Origin of the sequence: Streptomyces sp. NPDC101234 (assembly GCF_044767525.1) — a bacterium.
Taxonomy (GTDB): domain Bacteria; phylum Actinomycetota; class Actinomycetes; order Streptomycetales; family Streptomycetaceae; genus Streptomyces; species Streptomyces sasae.
On sequence record NZ_JBIWOA010000042.1, the window covers coordinates 18,802 to 38,631 of the forward strand.

The window sequence follows — 19,830 nt, forward strand, 5'->3', positions numbered from 1 at the left end:
CGGCAACTCGCCCATCCCCACTCCATTCCGCGGGAGCACGTATGTGCCCCGGCTCTGAAGGACCGAGCACCCTGCGCGGAAGACAGGTGACGTCCTCTGCCGCAGAGACCCCGTCAGACCCGGCCGTATCGGTCCTCACGATGGCTGGGACACGGCAGGGAGGTCGCCGTCCCGGCCGTGTAACACGGGTTCGTCACGTGCCGTAACACGCCGGAAGCACGCTGGCCGCATGGAGACCGCCTCGACGCCCACCCATTGCCCGTACTGCGCCCTGCAGTGCGGGATGGCCCTGTCGCCCCTGCCATCGGGGGGCGTCGAGGTCTCCGAGCGCACGGACTTCCCGGTGAACCGGGGAGCGCTGTGCGGCAAGGGACGTACGGCACCCGAGGTGCTGTCGGCGGCGGTGCGGCTGACCTCGCCGTTGGTGCGCGAGGGCGGCACGCTGGTACCGGCCTCCTGGGAGGAGGCCCTGGACCGGGTCGCCGCCGGGATGGCGTCGGTGCGCACGGCGTACGGCCCCGACGCGCTCGGCGTGTTCGGCGGCGGCGGGCTCACGAACGAGAAGGCGTACGCACTCGGCAAGTTCGCGCGGGTGGTGCTGGGCACCTCGCAGATCGACTACAACGGCCGCTTCTGCATGTCGTCGGCCGCGGCCGCCGGCACGAAGGCCTTCGGGCTGGACCGGGGGCTGCCCTTCCCGCTGGAGGACATCCCGAGGACCGGGTGTGTGATCCTGGTCGGCTCCAACCTCGCCGAGACCATGCCGCCGGCGCTCCACTACTTCGCCGAACTGCGGGAGAACGGCGGCACGTTGATCGTCGTCGATCCGCGCCGGACGAAGACCGCCGAACAGGCCGACCTGCATCTCGCGCCGCGTCCGGGCACCGATCTCGCCCTCGCGCTCGGCCTGTTGCACCTGGTGGTGGCCGAGGGCCGGACCGACGAGGCGTACATCGCCGAGCGCACGGCCGGCTGGGAGGAGGCGCGGGCGGCGGCGATGGCGCACTGGCCGGAGTACGTGGAACGGATCACGGGGGTGTCCGTTCCCGAACTCCGTGAGGCGGTACGGCTGTTCTGTGAGCCCGAGGCGGCGATGGTGCTCACCGCGCGCGGGCCCGAGCAGCAGTCCAAGGGGACCGACACGGTCGGCGCGTGGATCAACCTGTGCCTGGCGACCGGGCGGGCGGGCCGTCCGCTGTCCGGCTACGGCTGCCTCACCGGGCAGGGCAACGGACAGGGTGGCCGCGAACACGGCCAGAAGGCCGACCAGTTGCCCGGCTACCGCAAGCTCACCGACCCCGAGGCGCGCCGGCATGTGGCCGGGGTGTGGGGGGTGGACCCGGACAGCCTGCCGGGGCCGGGGCGGAGCGCCTACGAGTTGCTGGACGCGCTGGGGACGGACATCAGGTCGCTGTTGCTGATGGGGTCGAACCCGGTGGTGTCGGCGCCGCGGGCCGGGCATGTGGAGGAGCGGGTCAGGTCGCTCGACTTCCTGGTGGTGTGTGACGTCGTACTGTCCGAGACCGCCGCCCTCGCCGACGTCGTCCTCCCGGTCACCCAGTGGGCCGAGGAGACCGGCACCACCACCAGCCTGGAGGGCCGCGTCCTGCTGCGCCGCCGGGCGGTCGCCCCGCCCGCCGGGATCCGCAGCGACCTGGAGGTCCTGCACGGGCTCGCCGCCCGCCTCGGTGTGGAGAAGGGCTTCCCTACCGACCCCGAGGAGGTCTTCGAGGAGCTCCGCCGGGCCAGCGCGGGCGGGCCGGCCGACTACTCCGGCATCAGCTACCGGCGCCTGATGGAGGAGCAGGGGGTGTTCTGGCCCTGCCCGGCGGACGAGCCGGAGACCGGCGCCGTACACCCCGGCTCGCCCCGCCTGTTCCTCGACCGCTTCGCCACCGAGGACGGCCGGGCCCGCTTCGCCCCCGTCACGCATCGCGCCCTCGCCGAGGAACCGGACGACGAGTACCCCCTCCTCCTGACCACCGGCCGGGTGGTCGCCCAGTACCAGTCGGGCGCCCAGACCCGCCGGGTCGCCGAACTGAACGCGGCCGCGCCCGGCCCGTTCGTCGAACTGCACCCTCGGCTCGCGGCGCGCCTCGGGGCGGCCGACGGCGACCCGGTCGCCGTCGTCTCCCGCCGCGGCCGTGCCGTCGCCCCGGCCCGGGTCACCGCCTCGATCCGCCCGGACACCGTCTTCATGCCGTTCCACTGGCCGGGCGAGGGACGCGCCAACACCCTCACCAACCCCGCCCTGGACCCGACCTCGCGCATGCCGGAGTTCAAGGCGTGCGCGGTACGGGTGGAGGCGGTACGGCCGTAGGGCCTGTCCGGCTCAGCGGGCCAGCCAGTCGCCGCCGGTGATGCGCCGGCCGTCCGCGCGCAGTTTCCCGGCGACCACGGGCCCGGCGACGTACACCCAGGCCCGGACGGCGGCACCGTCCCGCAGCCGTACGACGTCCCGCTCGACACGCACGTACAGGCTCGCCGGGTCGCCCGGCACGCACTCCTCCAGCTCGTCGAGTTCCAGGAGCAGCCGGTCGTACGACTCCGGTCGCGCGGTGACCAGTTCGCCGCGCACCTCTCCCCCGGGCGCCTCGACGGCGTAGGGATAGCCGGGTCCGTCGTAGAGCACCGCGCCGGCGAGCAGGCCGGGTTCCTCCGCCTCCGTCCGGCCCCGCAGGAACGCGTCGTGGTTGATCTCACCGGGGCGGAGCGTGCCGTAGACGAAGAACGGGAGGTGGTGGGGGTTCCGGGTGGTCACAGAAAGGATTCTCCTCCCACTCCACCCCCACACACATCTCCATGGAGGCGCTATGGACATGACATGTCAGGGGCCCTTAAATCTCTGGAAGTCATCAGCGCCACCCCCACGCCTTCGAGGCATCTCTCCGAGGAGACTGATGAGCCGGACCCGGAACACCCGCGTTTCCCGTCTCGCCACGGCCGGTGTCGCCGCCACCACCGCGACCCTGCTGACCGCCGCACTCTCCCCCGCCGCCCACGCCGACGCCAGACCGACCCGGGCCACCGCGATCGCCAACGCGGCACAGGCGCTTCTCCAGCACGCCGCCGGGCTGGGACTCACGTCCGCCGAAGGCACCTCGGTCCGTGACGTGATCGTCGACAAGAGCGGCACCCAGCACGTCCGCTACGACCGCACGTACCGCCAGCTCCCGGTGCTGGGCGGTGACTTCGTGGTCCACCTCAAGTCGGACGGCGCGTACCGCAGTGCCGACCGGGCGACCCGGAGCACGATATCCCTCGCCTCGATCGTGCCGAGGATATCCGCCCCGAAGGCCGCCGACCTCGCGGTGAACGCGCTGCGCGCGGTGAACCTCGGCGACGCGCTGAAGCAGGTGCAGGCCAAGCCGCAGCTGGTCGTCGACGCGCTGCACGGCACCCCGAAGCTGGCCTGGCGCACCAACGCCGTCGGCAAGGACTCGCTCGGCAACCCGGTCGCCCGCACGGTGCTGACGGACGCCCGCAGCGGCGCCCAGATCGACGCCTGGGACAGCATCGAGACGGCGACCGGCGACGGCAAGTCGCTGTACAGCGGCACGGTCCCGCTGGAGACGACGCAGTCCGGATCGACGTACAACCTCACCGACGCCACCCGTGGCAACACGTTCACCGGGGACGCGGCCAACAAGACCGACCTGTGCATCTTCGGCATCTGCATCAGCCGGGCGCCGAACACGGTGTTCACGGACGCCGACAACCACTGGGGCACGGGGGCGACTTCGGACCGCTCCTCGGCGGCCGTCGACGCGCAGTACGGCACCAACGAGACCTGGGACTACTACAAGAACGTCCACGGCCGCAACGGCATCGCGGGCGACGGCAAGGGCTCGTACAACCGCGTCCACTACGGCAACAGCTACAACAACGCCTTCTGGGACGACAGTTGCTTCTGCATGACGTACGGCGACGGTGACGGGACGACCTTCGGCCCGCTGGTGGCGCTGGACGTGGCGGGCCACGAGATGACGCACGGGGTCACCTCCAAGACGGCGGCGCTGACCTACACGGGCGAGTCCGGTGGCCTGAACGAGGCCACCTCCGACATCCTCGGCACGCTGGTGGAGTGGTACGCGAACAACCCCTCCGACCCGGGCGATTACCTGATCGGCGAGAAGATCGTCCGCTCGGGCTTCGGCAAGACGGCGCTCCGCTACATGGACCAGCCGTCGAAGGACGGGAATTCGGCGGACTACTGGAGTTCGTCGGTCGGGAACCTGGACGTGCACTACTCCTCCGGCGTCGCGAACCACTTCGCGTACCTCCTCGCGGAGGGCAGCGGCGCGAAGACCATCAACGGCGTGAGCTACAACTCGCCGACGTACAACGGCTCGACGGTCACGGGTATCGGCCGCGACAAGCTCGGCGCGATCTGGTACCGCGCGCTGACGGTCTACATGACGTCCTCGACGAACTACGCGGGCGCGCGGACGGCGACCCTCAACGCGGCGAAGGACCTGTACGGCGCGGGGAGCACCGAGTACAACGCGGTGGCCGCGGCGTGGAGCGCGGTGAACGTGAACTGAGCGGCGGCTCGGACACATGAGGGCGGCCGCCCCGGGCGAACGGACCGGGGCGGCCGTCGCCCGATTCGGGAAAATCCCAGAATTCGGGAATACCGGAATGAGTCCCGACTGGAATCCGAGTGGAATCCGAGTGGATTCCTGAGCGGAAACCATGGCGAAGTTGTGCAGTTTCCGTGACGGCGCACGGAATTCCCGAACTCCCCGGACCCGCCCGCCACTTGCGGCATTTACTCGTGTGCACTAACTAGATAATTCATGAACTTGTTCAGCCGCCCCCACGCGTCCCGCCGCACCCCCACCGCCGCGCCGCGCCCCACGGTCGCCCCGGCTGCCACCCCCACCTCCGCCCCTGTTCTCCTGGACCCCGCCCTCGCCGCCCTCACCGGTGAGTGGATCATCGACCCGGCCCACAGCAGAATCGGTTTCTCGGTCCGGCACGCGATGGTGACGACGGTCCGCGGCTCCTTCGCCGAGTACCAGAGCCGTCTCTACTTCGACGGCCGTGACCCGTCCCGCTCCCGGGCGGAGATCGTCCTGTCCACGGGCAGCGTCGACACGGGTGTGGAGCAGCGGGACGCCCACCTGGTCGGCCGCGACTTCCTGGACGCCGCGACCTACCCGCGGATGCGCTTCCAGAGCTCGGCGGTACGCCTGAAATCCCCCGACGTCTACGTCATGACCGGCGACCTCACCATCAAGAACACGACCCGTCCGGTCGACCTCGAACTCACCTACATAGGGAAGGTCACGGACCCCTTCGGCTACGAACGGGTCGGCTTCGACGGCACCACCACCATCAACCGCATGGACTGGGGCCTGTCCTACAACTCCCGGCTGGCGGAGGGCGGCGCGATGGTCAGCGAGACGGTCCGACTGCAGTTCGACATCGCGGCGATCCGTGCGACTCCGAACGGGAGTTGACCGGGTCACAGACCGCCGCACTCCAGTTCCCCGCGGAGCCGGGCGAGCGCCCGGTGCAGGGTGCTCCTGACCGTCCCCGCCGGCACGCCGAGGGCGGCGGCCGCCTCCTCGGCGGTCAGCCGCGCCCAGTGCCGCAACGCGACGACACTGCGCCGCCTCTGCGAGAGGACCCGCATACCGTCGGCCGGCCGGGCGCGGTCGGCGAACCGCCCGGCGAAGTCCGCGACCGCCGCGCCGGGCAGCTGCCCGACCGGCACGACCCGCGCCTCGCCGGCCGCCTTTCGCGTGCATCGCCCGGTGGGGCCCTGCCGGCACCCACCCCCGCCGGGCACCGGCAGACCGGCCGTCCCGGCCGCCGTGTCCATGAGGGGGCACCCATTCGTGTGTTCTTCATACTTTCCCTTGCTCGGCCCCCTTGACCTGCCAGAACGCCCCCGCAACACCCCCGGCGGACCCCCTCCGTGACACCCGTTCATCCCACACCTGACGGAATCTCAGGAAGCGGGCCCGGCCGGTTGGCTTTTACCTCGGTAGAGCAAGGAAGTGGGACGAGCTCGACGAGGGAGCACCATGCGACGCACCGTCCGTCTGCTGACCGGGACCGCGCTCGCCGCGGCCGCGGCCGGTCTCGCCGCCGCGCCGGCGTACGGCGGCGGCACCAGCGGCCTGGACGTCTACCCGTCGACCGCGGCGCCGGGTGGACAGGTCTCGGTGAACACGGCGGCGTGCGGCGAGAAGGGGTCGGCGGTCGGCGACGCGGGCTCGGTCGGCGCCGGCACGTTCACGCTGGCGCCCAGTGCCCACGAGGGCGAGGCGATCGGTCAGTTCCGGGTGCCGGCCGGCGCGCAGCCGGGGACGTACGAGATCGTCGCGACGTGCGCCGAGGGGAACCTGCGGGTGACCGGTGACCTGACGGTCGCGATGACGCCGGCCGCCGGGTCGCAGGCGCAGCAGCTGCAGCCCCACGGCAGTGTGAAGACGGGGGTCGGCGGTGCCCTTGGCACCGACCCCGTGCAGACCACGGCGGGCGTAGCGGCTCTGGCCGTCGCCGCCGCGGGCGGTACCTGGCTCCTGCATCGCCGGGCGAGAGGCGACGGGATCTGACGGACACCCTCCGCTGTCCGTCCGCCGGTACCGCACACCCCGCCCTCTCCGGGTCCGACGCCCCTCGCGGCCCGGAGGGGGTAGGGGGTCAGGTTCGTCAGTGGGTCTCACTCGCTCCAGCACCTGTCCCCCTTGTTAGAAGCTCTCATCGTCAGAAGCTCTGACTTCCGAAAGAGGCGTTCGCATGCGCAAGATCGGGGACACCGCGATAACCGCCCTGACCGTCGTGGCCCTCGGCTCGGGCGTGTGGCTCCTCGGCCCCGGTTCCGGACCGCACACCGCGCCGCCCCAGCCGTCCGCCGCCGAGGGCCGCCCCGACCCCGGCGAGGAACGCCTCGAAGCCCCCGCGCTGCCGCCCTCCCCGCCCACCCGGATCCGGATCCCCGCCATCCACGTGAACGCCCCTCTGATGGGCCTCGCCCTCACCCCCTCGGGCAGCCTCGACGTCCCGCCCGCCGGCGACAAGAACCTCGCCGGCTGGTACGAGGCGGGCACCACCCCCGGCGAGACCGGCACCGCGATCGTCGCGGGCCACGTCGACAACACCGAGGGCCCCGCCGTCTTCTACGACCTCGGCGCCCTCAATCGCGGCGCGGCCATCGAGGTGGACCTGCAGAACCGGACCGTCGCCGTCTTCACCGTGGACGCCGTGGAGGTCTACCAGGCCCGCGACTTCCCCGACGAGAAGGTGTACGGAGCCGCGAAACGCCCCGAGCTCAGGGTCATCACCTGCGGCGGCGGCTACTCCCGGACCACCGGCTACCAGGGCAACGTGGTCGTCTTCGCCCACCTGACCGGAAGCCGCTGACCGACCGCGGACCGGAGCCTGCCCACCCCCCTACCCCGCGTTTCGCCCACCTCACAGCCCCTGTCACCCCGCCTCCGGACCCCTCACACCCACCCCCCGTCCCCGAAGAGGGCAGCGTTCCTCGCGGGAAACAGTCGTGATGCGGTCGGGTAACGTCGGCCCCGCACGCTCCTGGGTATGACCTCGAATACGCGTGTGGTGGTGATCGGCGCCGGCCTCGCGGGCGTCCGTCTCGCCCGGCGGCTCGGTGAGCTCGGCGGGTCCGGCACGTCCGTGACGCTCGTCGGCGACGAGGAGCACCGCCCGTACAACAGGGTGCTGCTCGCCGAGGTGCTGGCCGGCCGCTACGCCCCCGAGGTGATCGCCCTTCCGGCACCCGCCGGCATCGTCCGTGCCCGGGTCACCGGGATCGACCGGGCCGCACGGACCGTCGGCTGCGCGGACGGCACGCTGATCGCATACGACACGCTGGTCCTGGCCACCGGCTCCAACCCGGTGCTCCCGCCGCTGCGCGGGCTGTTCACCCCGGACCACGTCCTCCCCGAGGGCGTGCACGCGTTCCGCACGATGGACGACTGCCTGGGCCTGTCCAAGGCGGTACAGCCCGGGGCGCGGGCGGTGGTCGTCGGCGGCGGGCTGCTCGGCGTGTCCGCGGCCCGCGCGCTCGCCGTGCGCGGCGCGAAGGTCGTCCTCGCCCAGCAGGCGGAACGGCTCATGGAGCGCCAGCTCGACCCGGCCGCCTCCAAGCTCGTGCTGCGCCATCTGAAGGACCTGGGCGTCGAGGTCCACACCGAGTGCCGGGTACGGGACGTGCGCTGCGTCGGCGGCGCGGTCCGCTCGGTCGAACTCGCCGACGGGTACGTCCTCGACGCCGATCTCGTCGTCGTCGCCTGCGGGGTCCGCCCCCGCGTCGGTCTGGCGCTGGCCGCCGGTCTCGCCGTCCACAAGGGCGTCCTCGTGGACGACGAACTGCGCACCTCCGACCCGCACATCCACGCGATCGGCGACTGCGTCCAGCACGAGGGGACGGTGTACGGCCTGGCCGCGCCCGCCCTCGAACAGGCCGAGGCGCTGGCCGGGTTGCTCACCAAAGACGGCGACTCCCGCTACACCGGCACCCGTTCCCTCACCCGGCTCACCCTCGCCGGATCCGGCTCCCCTTCCGAGGCATTCGACCTCGCCGCGTTCGGCGAGACCGAAGCCCGCCCCGGTGACGACGTCGTGCAGCTCGCCGACGCCACCCGGGGCACGTACCGCAAGGTCGTCGTCCGTGACGACCGGCTGGTCGGCGGGGTCCTGGTCGGCGAACTCGGCACCGTCGGCGCGCTCGCCCGCGCCTGGGAGGGAGCAGAGCCGCTGCCCTCCGACGGCGGGCCGCTGCTCCACCTGCTCACCAACGATGGAGGCTCCTGATGACCACCGCCCCGGGGGCCACCCCCACGATCGTGCTCGTCGGCCACGGCATGGTCGGCCAGCGCTTCCTCGAAGCACTCGCCGAGCGCGGCCTGACCGCCACGCACCGCGTGGTCGTGCTGTGCGAGGAGCCGCGTCCCGCGTACGACCGCGTCGCCCTCACCTCGTACTTCTCGGGCCGGACCGCCGAGGAACTCTCCATGACCGACATGGAGTTCATCGACGACCACGGTATCGAGCTGTACGTCGGCGACCCGGCGGTGACGGTCGACCGCGAGGCGAGGAAGGTCACGGCCAGGTCGGGCGCGGTGTTCGCGTACGACACGCTCGTGCTGGCCACCGGCTCGTTCCCGTTCGTGCCGCCGGTCCCCAACAAGGACGCGACCGGCTGTTTCGTCTACCGCACCATCGAGGACCTGCTCGCGATCGAGGAGTACGCGAAGTCGAAGGCGACGACGGGTGCCGTGGTCGGCGGTGGACTGCTCGGCCTGGAGGCCGCCGGTGCGCTGAAGGGCCTCGGACTCACCTCCCACATCGTGGAGTTCGCGCCGCGGCTGATGCCGGTGCAGGTCGACGAGGGCGGCGGCGCCGCGCTCCTGCGCACCATCGAGGAGATGGGCCTGACCGTCCACACGGGCGTCGGCACCCAGGAGATCGTCGTCGACGGCGAGGGTGCCGTCACCGGCATGAAGCTGTCCGACGGTTCCGAACTCGCCACGGACCTGGTGGTGTTCAGCGCCGGTGTCCGGCCCCGTGACCAACTCGCCCGCGACTGCGGCCTGTCCGTCGGCGAGCGCGGCGGCATCACCGTCGACGAGCAGTGCCGTACGGTGACCGACCCCCAGGTGTTCGCGATCGGCGAGTGCGCGCTGGCGGCGGACGGCCGGGTGTACGGCCTGGTGGCACCGGGTTACGAGCAGGCCGAGACGGCGGCGGCCACCATCGCCGCCGACGAGGCCGAGCAGTTGACGTTCACCGGCGCCGACCTGTCCACCAAGCTGAAGCTGCTCGGCGTGGACGTGGCCTCCTTCGGCGACGCTCACGGCACCACCGAGGACTGCCTGGACGTCGTCTACTCCGACTCCCGCTCGGGCCTGTACAAGAAGCTGGTCATCGGCCGCGACGGCACGCTGCTCGGCGGCATCCTGGTCGGCGACGCGGACGCGTACGGCACGCTGCGCGCCCTGACCGGCTCGGTCCCGCCGATCTCCCCCGAGTCGCTGGTCCTGCCGGCCGGCGCGAGCGGCGGCGCCCAGCTCGGCCCCTCCGCCCTCCCGGACGAGGCGGTCATCTGCTCCTGCCACAACGTGAGCAAGGGCGCGATCCGCGGCGCGGTGACGGAGCACTCCTGCACCACCGTGCCGGAGGTCAAGAAGTGCACCAAGGCCGGTACCGGCTGCGGCAGTTGCGTCAAGGTCATCGGGCAGCTGGTCACGGCCGAGCTGGAGGCGTCCGGCGTCGAGGTCGACAAGGGCCTGTGCGGCTGCTTCTCGCAGACCCGCGAGGAGCTGTACGAGATCGTCCTCGCGCTGCGCATCAACACGTACCGGGACCTGCTCGACCGGTACGGCCGCGACGGCGCCAGGGGCGGTGACGGCTGCGAGGTCTGCAAGCCGGCGGTGGCCTCGGTCATCGCCTCCCTCGCGCCGACGATCGGTGTGAGCGGTTACGTCCTGGACGGCGAGCAGGCGGCCCTGCAGGACAGCAACGACCACTTCCTCGCCAACCTCCAGAAGAACGGCTCGTACTCGGTCGTCCCGCGCATCCCCGGCGGTGAGATCACCCCCGAGGGCCTGATCGTGATCGGCGAGATCGCCCGGGACTTCGGCCTCTACACGAAGATCACCGGCGGCCAGCGGATCGACATGTTCGGTGCCCGCGTCGAGCAGCTCCCGCTGATCTGGATGCGGTTGGTGGACGCCGGCTTCGAGTCCGGCCACGCGTACGGAAAGTCCCTGCGGACCGTCAAGTCCTGCGTGGGCTCCACCTGGTGCCGGTACGGCGTCCAGGACTCGGTCCGGATGGCGATCGACCTGGAGCTGCGCTACCGGGGGCTCAGGTCGCCCCACAAGCTCAAGTCGGCGGTCTCCGGCTGCGCCCGCGAGTGCGCCGAGGCCCAGTCGAAGGACTTCGGCGTGATCGCCACCTCCAACGGCTGGAACCTGTACGTCGGCGGCAACGGCGGCGCCACCCCGCGCCACGCGGACCTGCTCGCCCAGGACCTCACCGACGCGGAACTGGTCCGCCTGATCGACCGCTTCCTGATGTTCTACATCCGCACCGCGGACCGCCTGGAGCGCACCTCGACCTGGCTGGAGCGGATCCCCGGCGGCCTCGACCACGTCCGTGACGTCGTCGTCGAGGACTCCCTCGGCATCTGCGAGGAGCTGGAGTCCCTGATGGCGGCGCATGTGGCGAACTACGCCGACGAGTGGGCGTCGACCGTCAACGACCCGGAGAAGCTCGCCCGGTTCGTGTCCTTCGTCAACGCCCCCGACACTCCCGACCCGGTCGTCGGCTTCGTGCCCGAGCGCGACCAGATGAAGCCCGACCTGCCGCTGCTGTCCATCGGCATGCGTCCCACCGAAAACTCGGCAGACGTTCTGGAAGGAAGCGCCCAGCGATGACCCTGGCACCCGAGACCACCGACCTGAAGGTCCAACTGCAGCTGGAGGAGAGCTGGTTCACGGTCTGCGACCTGAGCCGGCTGACCCCCGGCCGGGGCGTGGCCGCGCTCCTGCCGGACGGCCGCCAGGTCGCCCTCTTCCGCGACCGCACGGACCGCCTCTACGCCATCGACAACCGCGACCCCTTCGGCGGCGCGGCGGTCCTCTCCCGCGGGCTGACCGGCACCCACCAGGGCCGCCCGTTCGTCGCCTCGCCACTGCTGAAGCAGCGCTTCGACCTGGTGACCGGCGAGTGCCTGGACGACGAGACGGTGCGGGTGGCGGCGTACGAGGTGCGGGCGGCCTAGCCCAGGGCGTCCTGCAGGCCTCCCGCAGGTCTCCGTCAGGCGTCCTTCAGGCGCCCTTCAGTACGGCGTCGTAGGACACCCCGCTGAGCCGCTCCGACTCGTCCCAGAGCCGTTGCGCCATCGCGTCGTTCCGGGTCCAGGGCGCCCGCCAGGAGGGCGCCGGGGAGCCCCGCCACATGGCGATCGAGGGCCCGGTGAAGGAGTCGGGCCGTACGCCGGGAGCGGTGGCCGCGTACAGGGTGGGCAGGGCCCCGGCGTCGGCGGACTGCGCGAACACCAGGTTCCCGGCCGCCATCATCCGCTCGGCCGCGCGCCGCCCCTCGGCGCGCGGCCCGGCGGTCTGCAGGTTGGTGGCGGCGTACCCCGGATGAGCGGCGGCGACGACGAGTCCGTACCCATGGGCGTCGACGCGCCGGGCGAGTTCGTGGACGAAGAGCAGGTTGGCGGTCTTGGACCGTGCGTAGGCAACCCAACGACGGTACCGCCGGGCACTGTTGAGATCCCCCATGTCGATGTTGGCGAGGGCGTGCATCATGCTGGAGACGCTGATGACACGGGCACCGGCGGTACGCACCAGGGCGGGCATGAGCAGCCCGGTGAGGGCGAAGTGCCCGAGGTGGTTGACTCCGAACTGCGTCTCGAACCCGTCCACGGTGGTGCCGTAGGGAGGCGCCATCACACCGGCGTTGTCGACGAGGAGATCGAGCCGCTCGTACGCGTACGAGTCCGCGAAGTCCCGTACGGAGGCGAGGTCCCCGAGATCGAGCCGTCCGAACTCGACGCGCGCTCCGGGTGCTTCGGCGGCCATCCGGTCCCTCGCCGCCTGCCCCCGCTCGGCGCTCCGGCAGGCGAGCACCACCCGGGCCCCCTTCCGGGCCAGCTCCCGCGCGGTGACGTACCCGAGCCCGCTGTTGGCTCCGGTGACGACGGCGACGCGCCCGGTGAGGTCGGGGATGTCGTCGCTGTTCCAGCCGCTGCTCATGGGGGCGCCCTCCACAGGTGGGGTCCGTGTGCGGCCAGCCTACGAGGGGCGGGCCCGGGAGGCGCCCCGGACGCGGCCGTACGCCGTACCGGCCCGCCGGCGCGTAGGGTGCCGGGGTGATCGGCATTCCGGAAGAGCTGGCGCGCGGCACGATCGGCCGCGAGGGGGACCGGGGGGCGGCCTGGATCGCCGAACTCCCTTCGATCGTCCAGGAGTTGCTGGACGAGTGGGACTGCGCACCCGACGGCGAGGTGACGCACGGGGGCGTGGGAGTGATCGTCCCGGTGCGGCAGCGGTCGTCCCGCCGCCCCTGCGTCCTGAAGGTGTCCTTCCCGCATCCCGGCAACGTCCACGAACCGGACGCGTTCGAGGCGTGGGCGGGCCGGGGGGCGGTTCTCCTCCACCGGCGGGACGACGCCCGTTTCGCCCTGCTCCTGGAACGGGCCCACATGGCGACGCTGGCGTCGCTCCAGCCGGACGACGAGACGGTGGTGGCGATCGCGGGCCGCCTGAACCACCGCCTGGCCGTCCCGGCACCGCCGGGGCTGCCGCGGCTCCGGGACCAGGCCGATGCCTGGGCCGCGGAGTTACGGAAGGACGCGGCGGAGCTGTCCCACCCGCTGCCGCCCCGCGCGGTGGACGCCGCCGTCGCCACGGCCCGCGAACTGGGCCGGTCCCAGCCGGACACCCTCGTCCACGGCGACCTGCACGCACGGAACATCCTGCGGGCGGACCGGGAGCCGTGGCTGGCGGTCGACCCGAAGGGGCACGTGGGAGACCCGGCGTACGACGGCGGTACGTTGCTGAAGTCCCGCGCCCTGACGCTCATGAGGGCCGATGACCTGGCGCGGACGACCCACCGCCTGCTGGACATCTTCGCGGAGACGGCGCAACTGGACCGCGAACGCGTCCGGCGCTGGGCCCAGTTCCACGTCGCACGGGCGTCGTTCTGGGGCCGCCGGCACGGTTTCCGCGTCGCACGCGGCGGCCCCCAGCTGGACCGCATCACGGAATTCGCCGACGAGCTGGCGGAGTTGCTGGTCGCGTGAGGCCACACTGTGCACAATTCGCACATGGCCCACCTCCACGACATCGTCTTCGACTCCGCCCACCCGGCGTCAGCGGCACGCTTCTGGGCGGCGACGCTGGACGAGTACTCCGTGGCCCCGTACGACGAGGCGGAACTGCTCCGCCTTCGCTCCCTGGGCTTCACCGGCCCCGAGGACGACCCGACGGTCCTGGTCGAACCGGTGTCGGGCCGGGGCCCACGCCTGTGGTTCCAACTGGTCCCGGAAGAGAAGCGGGTGAAGAACCGCGTACACCTGGACATCCGGACAGCCGACCTGGAGACGGAGACCGCACGGCTGACGGGACTCGGGGCGTCGGTGATCGCCCGCCACGACGACCACACGGTACTCACGGACCCCGAGGGCAACGAGTTCTGCCTGTTCCTCATCACGTCGTAGGCGTACGTCTTCGGCTTACTACCGTCTTCCGCCGAACTCCCAGTCGTGGACCTCTGTCTCCGCGTACCGGACCGGGGCGAGAACGGCCCGGGCCGCTTCGGGATCCGCGGCCCGGACCAGGGCGGCCGTACCCAGCCAGACGGTGGCGTCATCGGACAGCAGCGGCCCGAAAGCGATCAGCTCGTCGTGGCCGGTGCCGGGCGGCAGGCCGAGTTCGACGCCGGCGCCCCTCACCGGACCGTGGCCGAGCACGAGATACCGGTCACCGCCGACCCGTCCCCCGGGGAACTCCCACATGGTGCGCCCCAGCATGTTGCGCCACCGGCGCAACAGCACGTCCCGGTACACACCGGCCTGGTGGTTGGGCTCGTCGAAGGCGAACGCGCGGGCGGCGAACGGATCGGGCAGATCCACGACGTGCACACTCCCGGTGGGCGTCTCACCGTCGGCGGCGAAGGTGGGCCCGCGAGCGATCAGCTCGTCCGCGTACCGGTCCATGTAGGACCAGTGCTCCTCCACCGACTCCGCCCGCAGGGCGACGGATCCGGCCCGATCACGGTGATAACAGAAGAACTCCATGACCCCGGACCCTTGCGCAAGGCGGGAGGGCAACTCAACACGGTTTTCCTGACCCCGCATCGTTCCGCGACGGCCGAACGCCGCCGGCCCTACGGCCGCAACGTCACCCCGACCGCCATCGTCAGCTTCTCGACGAACTCCGCCCGGTCCGCGACCCGGTGCTTCCAGCCCTCGCCGGCCGCCTGCAGGACCTCCGCGATCTGCCGGGCAGTGACGCCCGCGGTGGCCGAGCGGCCGGAGTCGGTGATCGCCTCCGCGAGCGTGTCGAGGAAGGCGCCCCGGTAGCCGTCGTACATGTCGTGCAGCTGGGCGGTCCCGTGTTCCAGCAGTTCGTCGACGCCCTCGTTGAGGTGCGTGCCGACGTACCGGCCCAGGTTCGCGTCGAGCGCGGCCACCAGGCGGGCGTCGAGGCCCGCGTCCGGTGCGGCCAGGGCCGTACGGACGTCGTCCAGGGCCCGGTCCAGTTCCTGCCGCATGGTCTCGCGGAACAGCTCCTCCTTGCCCGCGAAGAGGAAGTACAGGCCGGGGCGGGAGATGTCCGCGGCCCTGGCCACCGCGTCCATCGACGTCTTGCGATAGCCGAACGTGGCGAAAACGGTCAGCGCCGCCGCGAGCACCTGTTCGCGGCGCTGGGCGTCCCCTCGGGTCACGGTCATACACACACCATACCGACTGGGCGTGCTATACATTTTTTGTAGATTCTGTTTAGTGCAGTGAGAGTGCGAGCGGGGGCCGCACCACGCGAGAGAGCATCATGAGCAAGACCGTTCTGGTCACAGGCGCTTCCACCGGCACGGGCGAGGCGCTCACCCTCGAGTACGCCGCGCGCGGCTGGAACGTCGCGACCGACACAGCGACCGGCGCCGCCCGGACCACGGCGGGCTCCACCCCGCAGACCCCCACCGGCTCCCCCCGCGCCGACCTGTACAAGGAACTCGACGACCTCGGCCTGCTCTGACAGCTCACCGACCTTCTCGGCGTCGAACACCCGCTCCAGCACCGTGCGGGCCGCGGGAAACGGTCCGGCGGAGATCCTGTACGGCTTCCGCAGTGGCCTTAAAAATCGAACACATGCTTGAATCCGGTCATGCGACCGTTTCCCGCGGACCTGGCCCAGGCGCAACAGGAGTGGAGTGCCACCTACCGGCAGCTCGCCGAGCAGCCCGGCCGGACCGAGCTGCGCCGACGTCTGTACCGGCTGTCGGCTCAGCTGTTCTTCCATCCCTACTGGCAACGACGGCGCCCGAGCCCAGCGGCATGGTGGGACCTGCGCGACCTCGGACGACCGGGCGGGGACACGAGCGGGCGGCTGGGCCGATGACGGGCTGGAGTGCGGGGCCACATGTCCCGGATGATCCTGAAGGCATGTCCGGACCGATACGCGTGACCATCCATCCGCCGTCACCCACCGGCGGCCGGCGGGTACGCGTCGACGGCGAGATCCTCGGCCTGGCCCACAACGTGGCCGACGTCGCCGAGTTCCTCCGCCGGGCCGGACTGGAGATCGACCCGGCGGAGGTGGCGGACGCACCGTGGATCGACTGGCGCGGCGTGGGACCCGAACGCTGGGGCCCGCAGACCGGCAGCTGACCTCACAGGGCACTTTCAGGGCACGTAGCGCGCCCTCGGCCGCCTTCCGCATCCGGAGAAAGATGGTATCGGTGGCGATAGTGGCTCTCCCGATACTGTTGCCCCCCGGGAGGCTTGCGGTGCGTGGCTTCAGCGGAAGCCAACGCCAGTAAACGCCGTTTTAGCCTGGCCAGAGACGTAGCTTGGCAGCCCCCACAGCTGACGCACCAAGGGGCGGCACCCCCGCACAGGGTGCCGCCCCTCTCTTGCGTGCCGGGGCCGCCGTCCATCGGTCTTGAGGGTCGGGGACGGACGGCGGACCCGGGGTTCGCGGCGGGAGGCCGAGCTCGTCGCCGGCCTCCCGTCGGTAGACGTCAGCGGTGGTCGCTGCCCGCCGACTGCGTCGCCGCGCGGCCCGCCTCCAGGCGGGCCACCGGGATGCGGAACGGGGAGCAGGAGACGTAGTCCAGGCCCACCTCGTGGAAGAAGTGGACGGACTCCGGGTCGCCGCCGTGCTCGCCGCAGACGCCCAGCTTCAGGTCCGGGCGGGTCGCCCGGCCCGCCTTCGCCGCCAGCTCGACCAGGGAGCCCACGCCGTCCTTGTCGATCGTCTCGAAGGGCGACACGCCGAAGATGCCCTTCTCCAGGTACGCGGTGAAGAAGGAGGCCTCCACGTCGTCGCGGCTGAAGCCCCAGACCGTCTGGGTGAGGTCGTTCGTGCCGAAGGAGAAGAACTCCGCCGCCTCGGCGATCTGGCCCGCCGTCAGGGCGGCCCGCGGGAGTTCGATCATCGTGCCGATCGACAGCTTCAGGTTCACACCCGTCGCCGCCTCCACCTCCGCGATGACCTGGTCGGCCTCCTCGCGGACGATCTCCAGCTCCTGGACCGTGCCGACCAGGGGGATCATGATCTCGGCGCGCGGGTCGCCCTTGGCGTTCTTGCGTTCGGCGGCGGCTTCCGCGATCGCACGGACCTGCATGGTGAACAGGCCGGGGATGACCAGGCCCAGGCGTACGCCGCGCAGGCCCAGCATCGGGTTCTGCTCGTGCAGGCGATGCACCGCCTGGAGGAGGCGGAGGTCGTTCTCGTGGGACTCCTGGCGGGACTCGGCCAGGGCCACGCGGACGGAGAGTTCCGTGATGTCGGGGAGGAACTCGTGCAGCGGCGGGTCGAGGAGACGGACCGTCACCGGGAGGCCGTCCATCGCCGAGAAGAGCTCGACGAAGTCCTTCTTCTGGAGCGGGAGCAGGGCGCTCAGGCTCTCCTCGCGCTCCTCCTCCGTGTCCGCCAGGATCAGGCGTTCCACCAGTTCGCGGCGGTCGCCGAGGAACATGTGCTCGGTGCGGCACAGGCCGATGCCCTGGGCGCCGAAGCGGCGGGCCCGCAGCGCGTCCTCGGCGTTGTCGGCGTTGGCGCGCACGCGCAGCCGGCGCTTGCGGTCCGCGAACGCCATGATGCGGTGGACCGCCTCGACGAGTTCGTCGGCGTCCTGGGCGCCCGCGTGCATCCGGCCTTCGAAGTACTCGACGACGGGAGACGGTACGACCGGGACCTCGCCCAGGTAGACCTTGCCCGAGGAGCCGTCGATGGAGATGACGTCGCCCTCCTCGACCACATGGCCGCCCGGGACCGTCATCCGGCGGCGCTTGGTGTCGACCTCCAGCTCCTCCGCGCCGCACACACACGTCTTGCCCATGCCGCGGGCGACCACGGCCGCGTGGGAGGTCTTGCCGCCGCGGGAGGTGAGGATGCCTTCGGCGGCGATCATGCCGTCCAGGTCGTCGGGGTTGGTCTCGCGGCGGACCAGGATGACCTTCTCGCCCGAGCGGGACCACTTCACGGCGGTGTACGAGTCGAAGACCGCCTTGCCGACCGCCGCGCCCGGCGACGCCGCGATGCCCCGGCCGACCTGCTGGGTCTTCGCCTGCTCGTCGAAGCGGGGGAACATCAGCTGGGCGAGCTGGGCGCCCGTGACGCGCTGGAGAGCCTCGGTCTCGTCGATCAGGCCCTGGTCGACCAACTGGGTCGCGATACGGAAGGCGGCACCCGCGGTGCGCTTGCCGACGCGGGTCTGGAGCATCCAAAGCTGACCGCGCTCGATCGTGAACTCGATGTCGCAGAGGTCCTTGTAGTGGTTCTCCAGCGTCTCCATGATCTGCATCAACTGGTCGTACGACTTCTTGTCGATCTGCTCCAGCTCCGCGAGCGGGACCGTGTTGCGGATGCCCGCGACCACGTCCTCGCCCTGGGCGTTCTGGAGGTAGTCGCCGTAGACGCCCTGGTGGCCGGAGGCGGGGTCGCGGGTGAAGGCGACGCCCGTGCCGGAGTCCGGGCCGAGGTTGCCGAAGACCATCGAACAGATGTTGACGGCCGTACCGAGGTCGCCGGGGATGCGCTCCTGGCGGCGGTAGAGCTTGGCGCGGTCGGTGTTCCAGGACTCGAAGACCGCGCGGATCGCGAGGTCCATCTGCTCGCGCGGGTCCTGCGGGAAGTCCCGGCCGGCCTCCGTCTTGACGATCTTCTTGAACCTGGTGACCAGCTTCTTGAGGTCGGCCGCCTCCAGGTCCGTGTCGACGGTGACCTTCTTGGCGTCCTTCGCCGCGTCCAGGGCCTCCTCGAAGAGCTCGCCGTCGACGCCCAGGACCGTCTTGCCGAACATCTGGATGAGGCGGCGGTAGGAGTCCCACGCGAAGCGGTCGTCGCCGGCCTGCTTGGCCAGGCCCTGCACGGACTTGTCGGAGAGGCCGATGTTCAGGACCGTGTCCATCATGCCGGGCATGGAGAACTTGGCGCCGGAGCGGACCGAGACCAGGAGCGGGTTGTCGGCCTGGCCGAGCTTCTTGCCCATCCGCGCTTCGAGAGCGTCGAGGTGCGCACTCACCTCGTCACGCAGTGCCGTCGGCTCCTCGCCGCTGTCGAGGTAGACCTTGCAGGCTTCGGTCGTGATGGTGAAGCCCGGGGGAACGGGGAGCCCCAGGTTGGTCATCTCGGCGAGGTTCGCACCCTTGCCACCCAGGAGGTCCTTGAGGTCCTTGTTTCCCTCGGTGAAGTCGTAGACGAGCTTCGCTACGTGGGGTTCTTTGTTTTCCGACACGGGTCTCGACTCCCTCGAGGACGCGGTGGCTGCCCTGACGGCGAGGAACATACCCAGATCGAAGGCGCCTGGGTACGTCTACTTGCGTGTCATGCGCCCGTAACCAGTCGTCCGCCAGTGGATCGAAAGTCAAAGCTTGGCAAGCGGAGACCCGATTATGTTTTCACTTCTTGAACGCAAGTTCGCTCAGCGCCACACTATTTCGCTCAGATGAGCGAGAGGACTGCACGTCTGATTTCGATCGATGAACGATCAAGGGGTGGCACCCAGTGCCACCCCTTGGAGAAGTGCAGTCGCCCATGATCCGCTCATCTGAGCGCAACCCTTATCAAGGGTGGCGAGAATCACGCTGCCACAGACCGCCCGAGCTCACCA

18 protein-coding genes and 1 pseudogene are annotated in these 19,830 nt (G+C 71.0%); 13 read left to right on the forward strand and 6 right to left on the reverse strand.

Annotated features, from left to right (window positions below; translation table 11 throughout):
- Nucleotides 1-229 precede the first annotated feature (229 nt).
- Nucleotides 230-2,320 carry a molybdopterin oxidoreductase family protein gene (locus ACIRR9_RS46545; protein WP_403765233.1) on the forward strand — a complete coding sequence of 697 codons (2,091 nt, stop codon included), beginning with the start codon at nucleotides 230-232 and terminating at the stop codon, nucleotides 2,318-2,320.
- Nucleotides 2,321-2,332: 12 nt separating this feature from the next.
- Here ACIRR9_RS46545 and ACIRR9_RS46550 read toward each other — a convergent pair whose 3' ends face one another.
- A complete protein-coding gene (locus ACIRR9_RS46550; protein WP_384568709.1) occupies nucleotides 2,333-2,761 on the reverse strand; it encodes a gamma-glutamylcyclotransferase family protein in 429 nt (142 codons plus the stop codon).
- Between the two features lie 139 nt (nucleotides 2,762-2,900).
- Between ACIRR9_RS46550 and ACIRR9_RS46555 the strand changes: the two genes are divergently transcribed.
- Both ACIRR9_RS46555 and ACIRR9_RS46560 read left to right on the forward strand, forming a co-directional pair.
- Nucleotides 2,901-4,544 (forward strand): M4 family metallopeptidase, encoded by a 1,644-nt coding sequence (locus ACIRR9_RS46555; protein WP_403765236.1) that lies wholly within the window; start codon nucleotides 2,901-2,903, stop codon nucleotides 4,542-4,544.
- A gap of 255 nt (nucleotides 4,545-4,799) precedes the next feature.
- A complete protein-coding gene (locus ACIRR9_RS46560; RefSeq protein WP_403765238.1) occupies nucleotides 4,800-5,465 on the forward strand; it encodes a YceI family protein in 666 nt (221 codons plus the stop codon).
- A 5-nt stretch (nucleotides 5,466-5,470) separates the two neighbouring features.
- Here ACIRR9_RS46560 and ACIRR9_RS46565 read toward each other — a convergent pair.
- A pseudogene (locus ACIRR9_RS46565) lies at nucleotides 5,471-5,722 on the reverse strand (sigma factor-like helix-turn-helix DNA-binding protein); the annotation flags it as partial.
- A gap of 313 nt (nucleotides 5,723-6,035) precedes the next feature.
- Between ACIRR9_RS46565 and ACIRR9_RS46570 the strand changes: the two are divergent.
- The 5 genes from ACIRR9_RS46570 (at nucleotide 6,036) to nirD (ending at nucleotide 11,764) form a co-directional block, all read left to right on the forward strand.
- Nucleotides 6,036-6,569, forward strand: a complete 534-nt coding sequence (locus ACIRR9_RS46570; RefSeq protein ID WP_365351179.1) for a hypothetical protein — start codon at nucleotides 6,036-6,038, stop codon at nucleotides 6,567-6,569.
- Between the two features lie 184 nt (nucleotides 6,570-6,753).
- The gene (locus tag ACIRR9_RS46575) at nucleotides 6,754-7,377 is read left to right on the forward strand and encodes a class F sortase (RefSeq protein WP_403765240.1); all 624 of its coding nucleotides are present in this window, start codon (nucleotides 6,754-6,756) and stop codon (nucleotides 7,375-7,377) included.
- Between the two features lie 177 nt (nucleotides 7,378-7,554).
- A complete protein-coding gene (locus ACIRR9_RS46580) occupies nucleotides 7,555-8,790 on the forward strand; it encodes an NAD(P)/FAD-dependent oxidoreductase (protein WP_403765242.1) in 1,236 nt (411 codons plus the stop codon).
- A complete protein-coding gene (gene nirB / locus ACIRR9_RS46585) occupies nucleotides 8,790-11,417 on the forward strand; it encodes a nitrite reductase large subunit NirB (RefSeq protein WP_403765244.1) in 2,628 nt (875 codons plus the stop codon). Before ACIRR9_RS46580 ends, nirB begins: the two co-directional genes overlap by 1 nt.
- Nucleotides 11,414-11,764, forward strand: coding sequence for a nitrite reductase small subunit NirD (gene nirD, locus ACIRR9_RS46590; RefSeq protein ID WP_365351183.1), 351 nt, complete (start codon nucleotides 11,414-11,416; stop codon nucleotides 11,762-11,764). Before nirB ends, nirD begins: the two co-directional genes overlap by 4 nt.
- A gap of 46 nt (nucleotides 11,765-11,810) precedes the next feature.
- Here nirD and ACIRR9_RS46595 read toward each other — a convergent pair whose 3' ends face one another.
- On the reverse strand, nucleotides 11,811-12,746 hold the full coding sequence (locus tag ACIRR9_RS46595) for an oxidoreductase (protein WP_403765246.1): 936 nt from the start codon (nucleotides 12,744-12,746) through the stop codon (nucleotides 11,811-11,813).
- A gap of 116 nt (nucleotides 12,747-12,862) precedes the next feature.
- On the opposite strand from ACIRR9_RS46595, the gene ACIRR9_RS46600 reads away from it, so the two are divergent.
- Entirely contained in the window at nucleotides 12,863-13,795 is a 933-nt protein-coding gene (locus tag ACIRR9_RS46600) for an aminoglycoside phosphotransferase family protein (RefSeq protein ID WP_403765248.1), read from the forward strand.
- 24 nt (nucleotides 13,796-13,819) lie between these two features.
- On the forward strand, nucleotides 13,820-14,212 hold the full coding sequence (locus tag ACIRR9_RS46605; protein WP_403765250.1) for a VOC family protein: 393 nt from the start codon (nucleotides 13,820-13,822) through the stop codon (nucleotides 14,210-14,212).
- Between the two features lie 18 nt (nucleotides 14,213-14,230).
- Here the strand turns inward: ACIRR9_RS46605 and ACIRR9_RS46610 are convergent, their stop codons facing one another.
- Nucleotides 14,231-14,791, reverse strand: a complete 561-nt coding sequence (locus ACIRR9_RS46610; RefSeq protein WP_403765252.1) for a YciI family protein — start codon at nucleotides 14,789-14,791, stop codon at nucleotides 14,231-14,233.
- Between the two features lie 89 nt (nucleotides 14,792-14,880).
- On the reverse strand, nucleotides 14,881-15,447 hold the full coding sequence (locus ACIRR9_RS46615; protein ID WP_403765254.1) for a TetR/AcrR family transcriptional regulator: 567 nt from the start codon (nucleotides 15,445-15,447) through the stop codon (nucleotides 14,881-14,883).
- Nucleotides 15,448-15,545: 98 nt separating this feature from the next.
- Here ACIRR9_RS46615 and ACIRR9_RS46620 point away from each other — a divergent pair, with 98 nt between their 5' ends.
- From ACIRR9_RS46620 to ACIRR9_RS46630, 3 genes are all read left to right on the forward strand, one after another.
- Nucleotides 15,546-15,749 carry a hypothetical protein gene (locus tag ACIRR9_RS46620; protein ID WP_403765256.1) on the forward strand — a complete coding sequence of 68 codons (204 nt, stop codon included), beginning with the start codon at nucleotides 15,546-15,548 and terminating at the stop codon, nucleotides 15,747-15,749.
- A 129-nt stretch (nucleotides 15,750-15,878) separates the two neighbouring features.
- Complete coding sequence (locus ACIRR9_RS46625; protein ID WP_403765258.1) at nucleotides 15,879-16,112, forward strand: hypothetical protein; 234 nt, start codon at nucleotides 15,879-15,881, stop codon at nucleotides 16,110-16,112.
- Between the two features lie 44 nt (nucleotides 16,113-16,156).
- On the forward strand, nucleotides 16,157-16,381 hold the full coding sequence (locus ACIRR9_RS46630) for a hypothetical protein (RefSeq protein ID WP_185149357.1): 225 nt from the start codon (nucleotides 16,157-16,159) through the stop codon (nucleotides 16,379-16,381).
- A 353-nt stretch (nucleotides 16,382-16,734) separates the two neighbouring features.
- Here the strand turns inward: ACIRR9_RS46630 and ppdK are convergent, their stop codons facing one another.
- Nucleotides 16,735-19,455, reverse strand: coding sequence for a pyruvate, phosphate dikinase (gene ppdK, locus ACIRR9_RS46635; RefSeq protein ID WP_403765260.1), 2,721 nt, complete (start codon nucleotides 19,453-19,455; stop codon nucleotides 16,735-16,737).
- Nucleotides 19,456-19,830: the final 375 nt, after the last annotated feature.

Bases quoted from the DNA above. Each gene is read 5' to 3' on its own strand.
- ACIRR9_RS46545 (WP_403765233.1), top strand. From the start codon at position 230: ATGGAGACCGCCTCGACGCCCACCCATTGCCCGTACTGCGCCCTGCAG.
- ACIRR9_RS46555 (WP_403765236.1), top strand. From the start codon at position 2,901: ATGAGCCGGACCCGGAACACCCGCGTTTCCCGTCTCGCCACGGCCGGT.
- ACIRR9_RS46560 (WP_403765238.1), top strand. From the start codon at position 4,800: ATGAACTTGTTCAGCCGCCCCCACGCGTCCCGCCGCACCCCCACCGCC.
- ACIRR9_RS46570 (WP_365351179.1), top strand. From the start codon at position 6,036: ATGCGACGCACCGTCCGTCTGCTGACCGGGACCGCGCTCGCCGCGGCC.
- ACIRR9_RS46575 (WP_403765240.1), top strand. From the start codon at position 6,754: ATGCGCAAGATCGGGGACACCGCGATAACCGCCCTGACCGTCGTGGCC.
- ACIRR9_RS46580 (WP_403765242.1), top strand. From the start codon at position 7,555: ATGACCTCGAATACGCGTGTGGTGGTGATCGGCGCCGGCCTCGCGGGC.
- nirB (WP_403765244.1), top strand. From the start codon at position 8,790: ATGACCACCGCCCCGGGGGCCACCCCCACGATCGTGCTCGTCGGCCAC.
- nirD (WP_365351183.1), top strand. From the start codon at position 11,414: ATGACCCTGGCACCCGAGACCACCGACCTGAAGGTCCAACTGCAGCTG.
- ACIRR9_RS46595 (WP_403765246.1), bottom strand. From the start codon at position 12,746: ATGAGCAGCGGCTGGAACAGCGACGACATCCCCGACCTCACCGGGCGC.
- ACIRR9_RS46605 (WP_403765250.1), top strand. From the start codon at position 13,820: ATGGCCCACCTCCACGACATCGTCTTCGACTCCGCCCACCCGGCGTCA.
- ACIRR9_RS46610 (WP_403765252.1), bottom strand. From the start codon at position 14,791: ATGGAGTTCTTCTGTTATCACCGTGATCGGGCCGGATCCGTCGCCCTG.
- ACIRR9_RS46615 (WP_403765254.1), bottom strand. From the start codon at position 15,447: ATGACCGTGACCCGAGGGGACGCCCAGCGCCGCGAACAGGTGCTCGCG.
- ACIRR9_RS46620 (WP_403765256.1), top strand. From the start codon at position 15,546: ATGAGCAAGACCGTTCTGGTCACAGGCGCTTCCACCGGCACGGGCGAG.
- ACIRR9_RS46625 (WP_403765258.1), top strand. From the start codon at position 15,879: ATGCGACCGTTTCCCGCGGACCTGGCCCAGGCGCAACAGGAGTGGAGT.
- ACIRR9_RS46630 (WP_185149357.1), top strand. From the start codon at position 16,157: ATGTCCGGACCGATACGCGTGACCATCCATCCGCCGTCACCCACCGGC.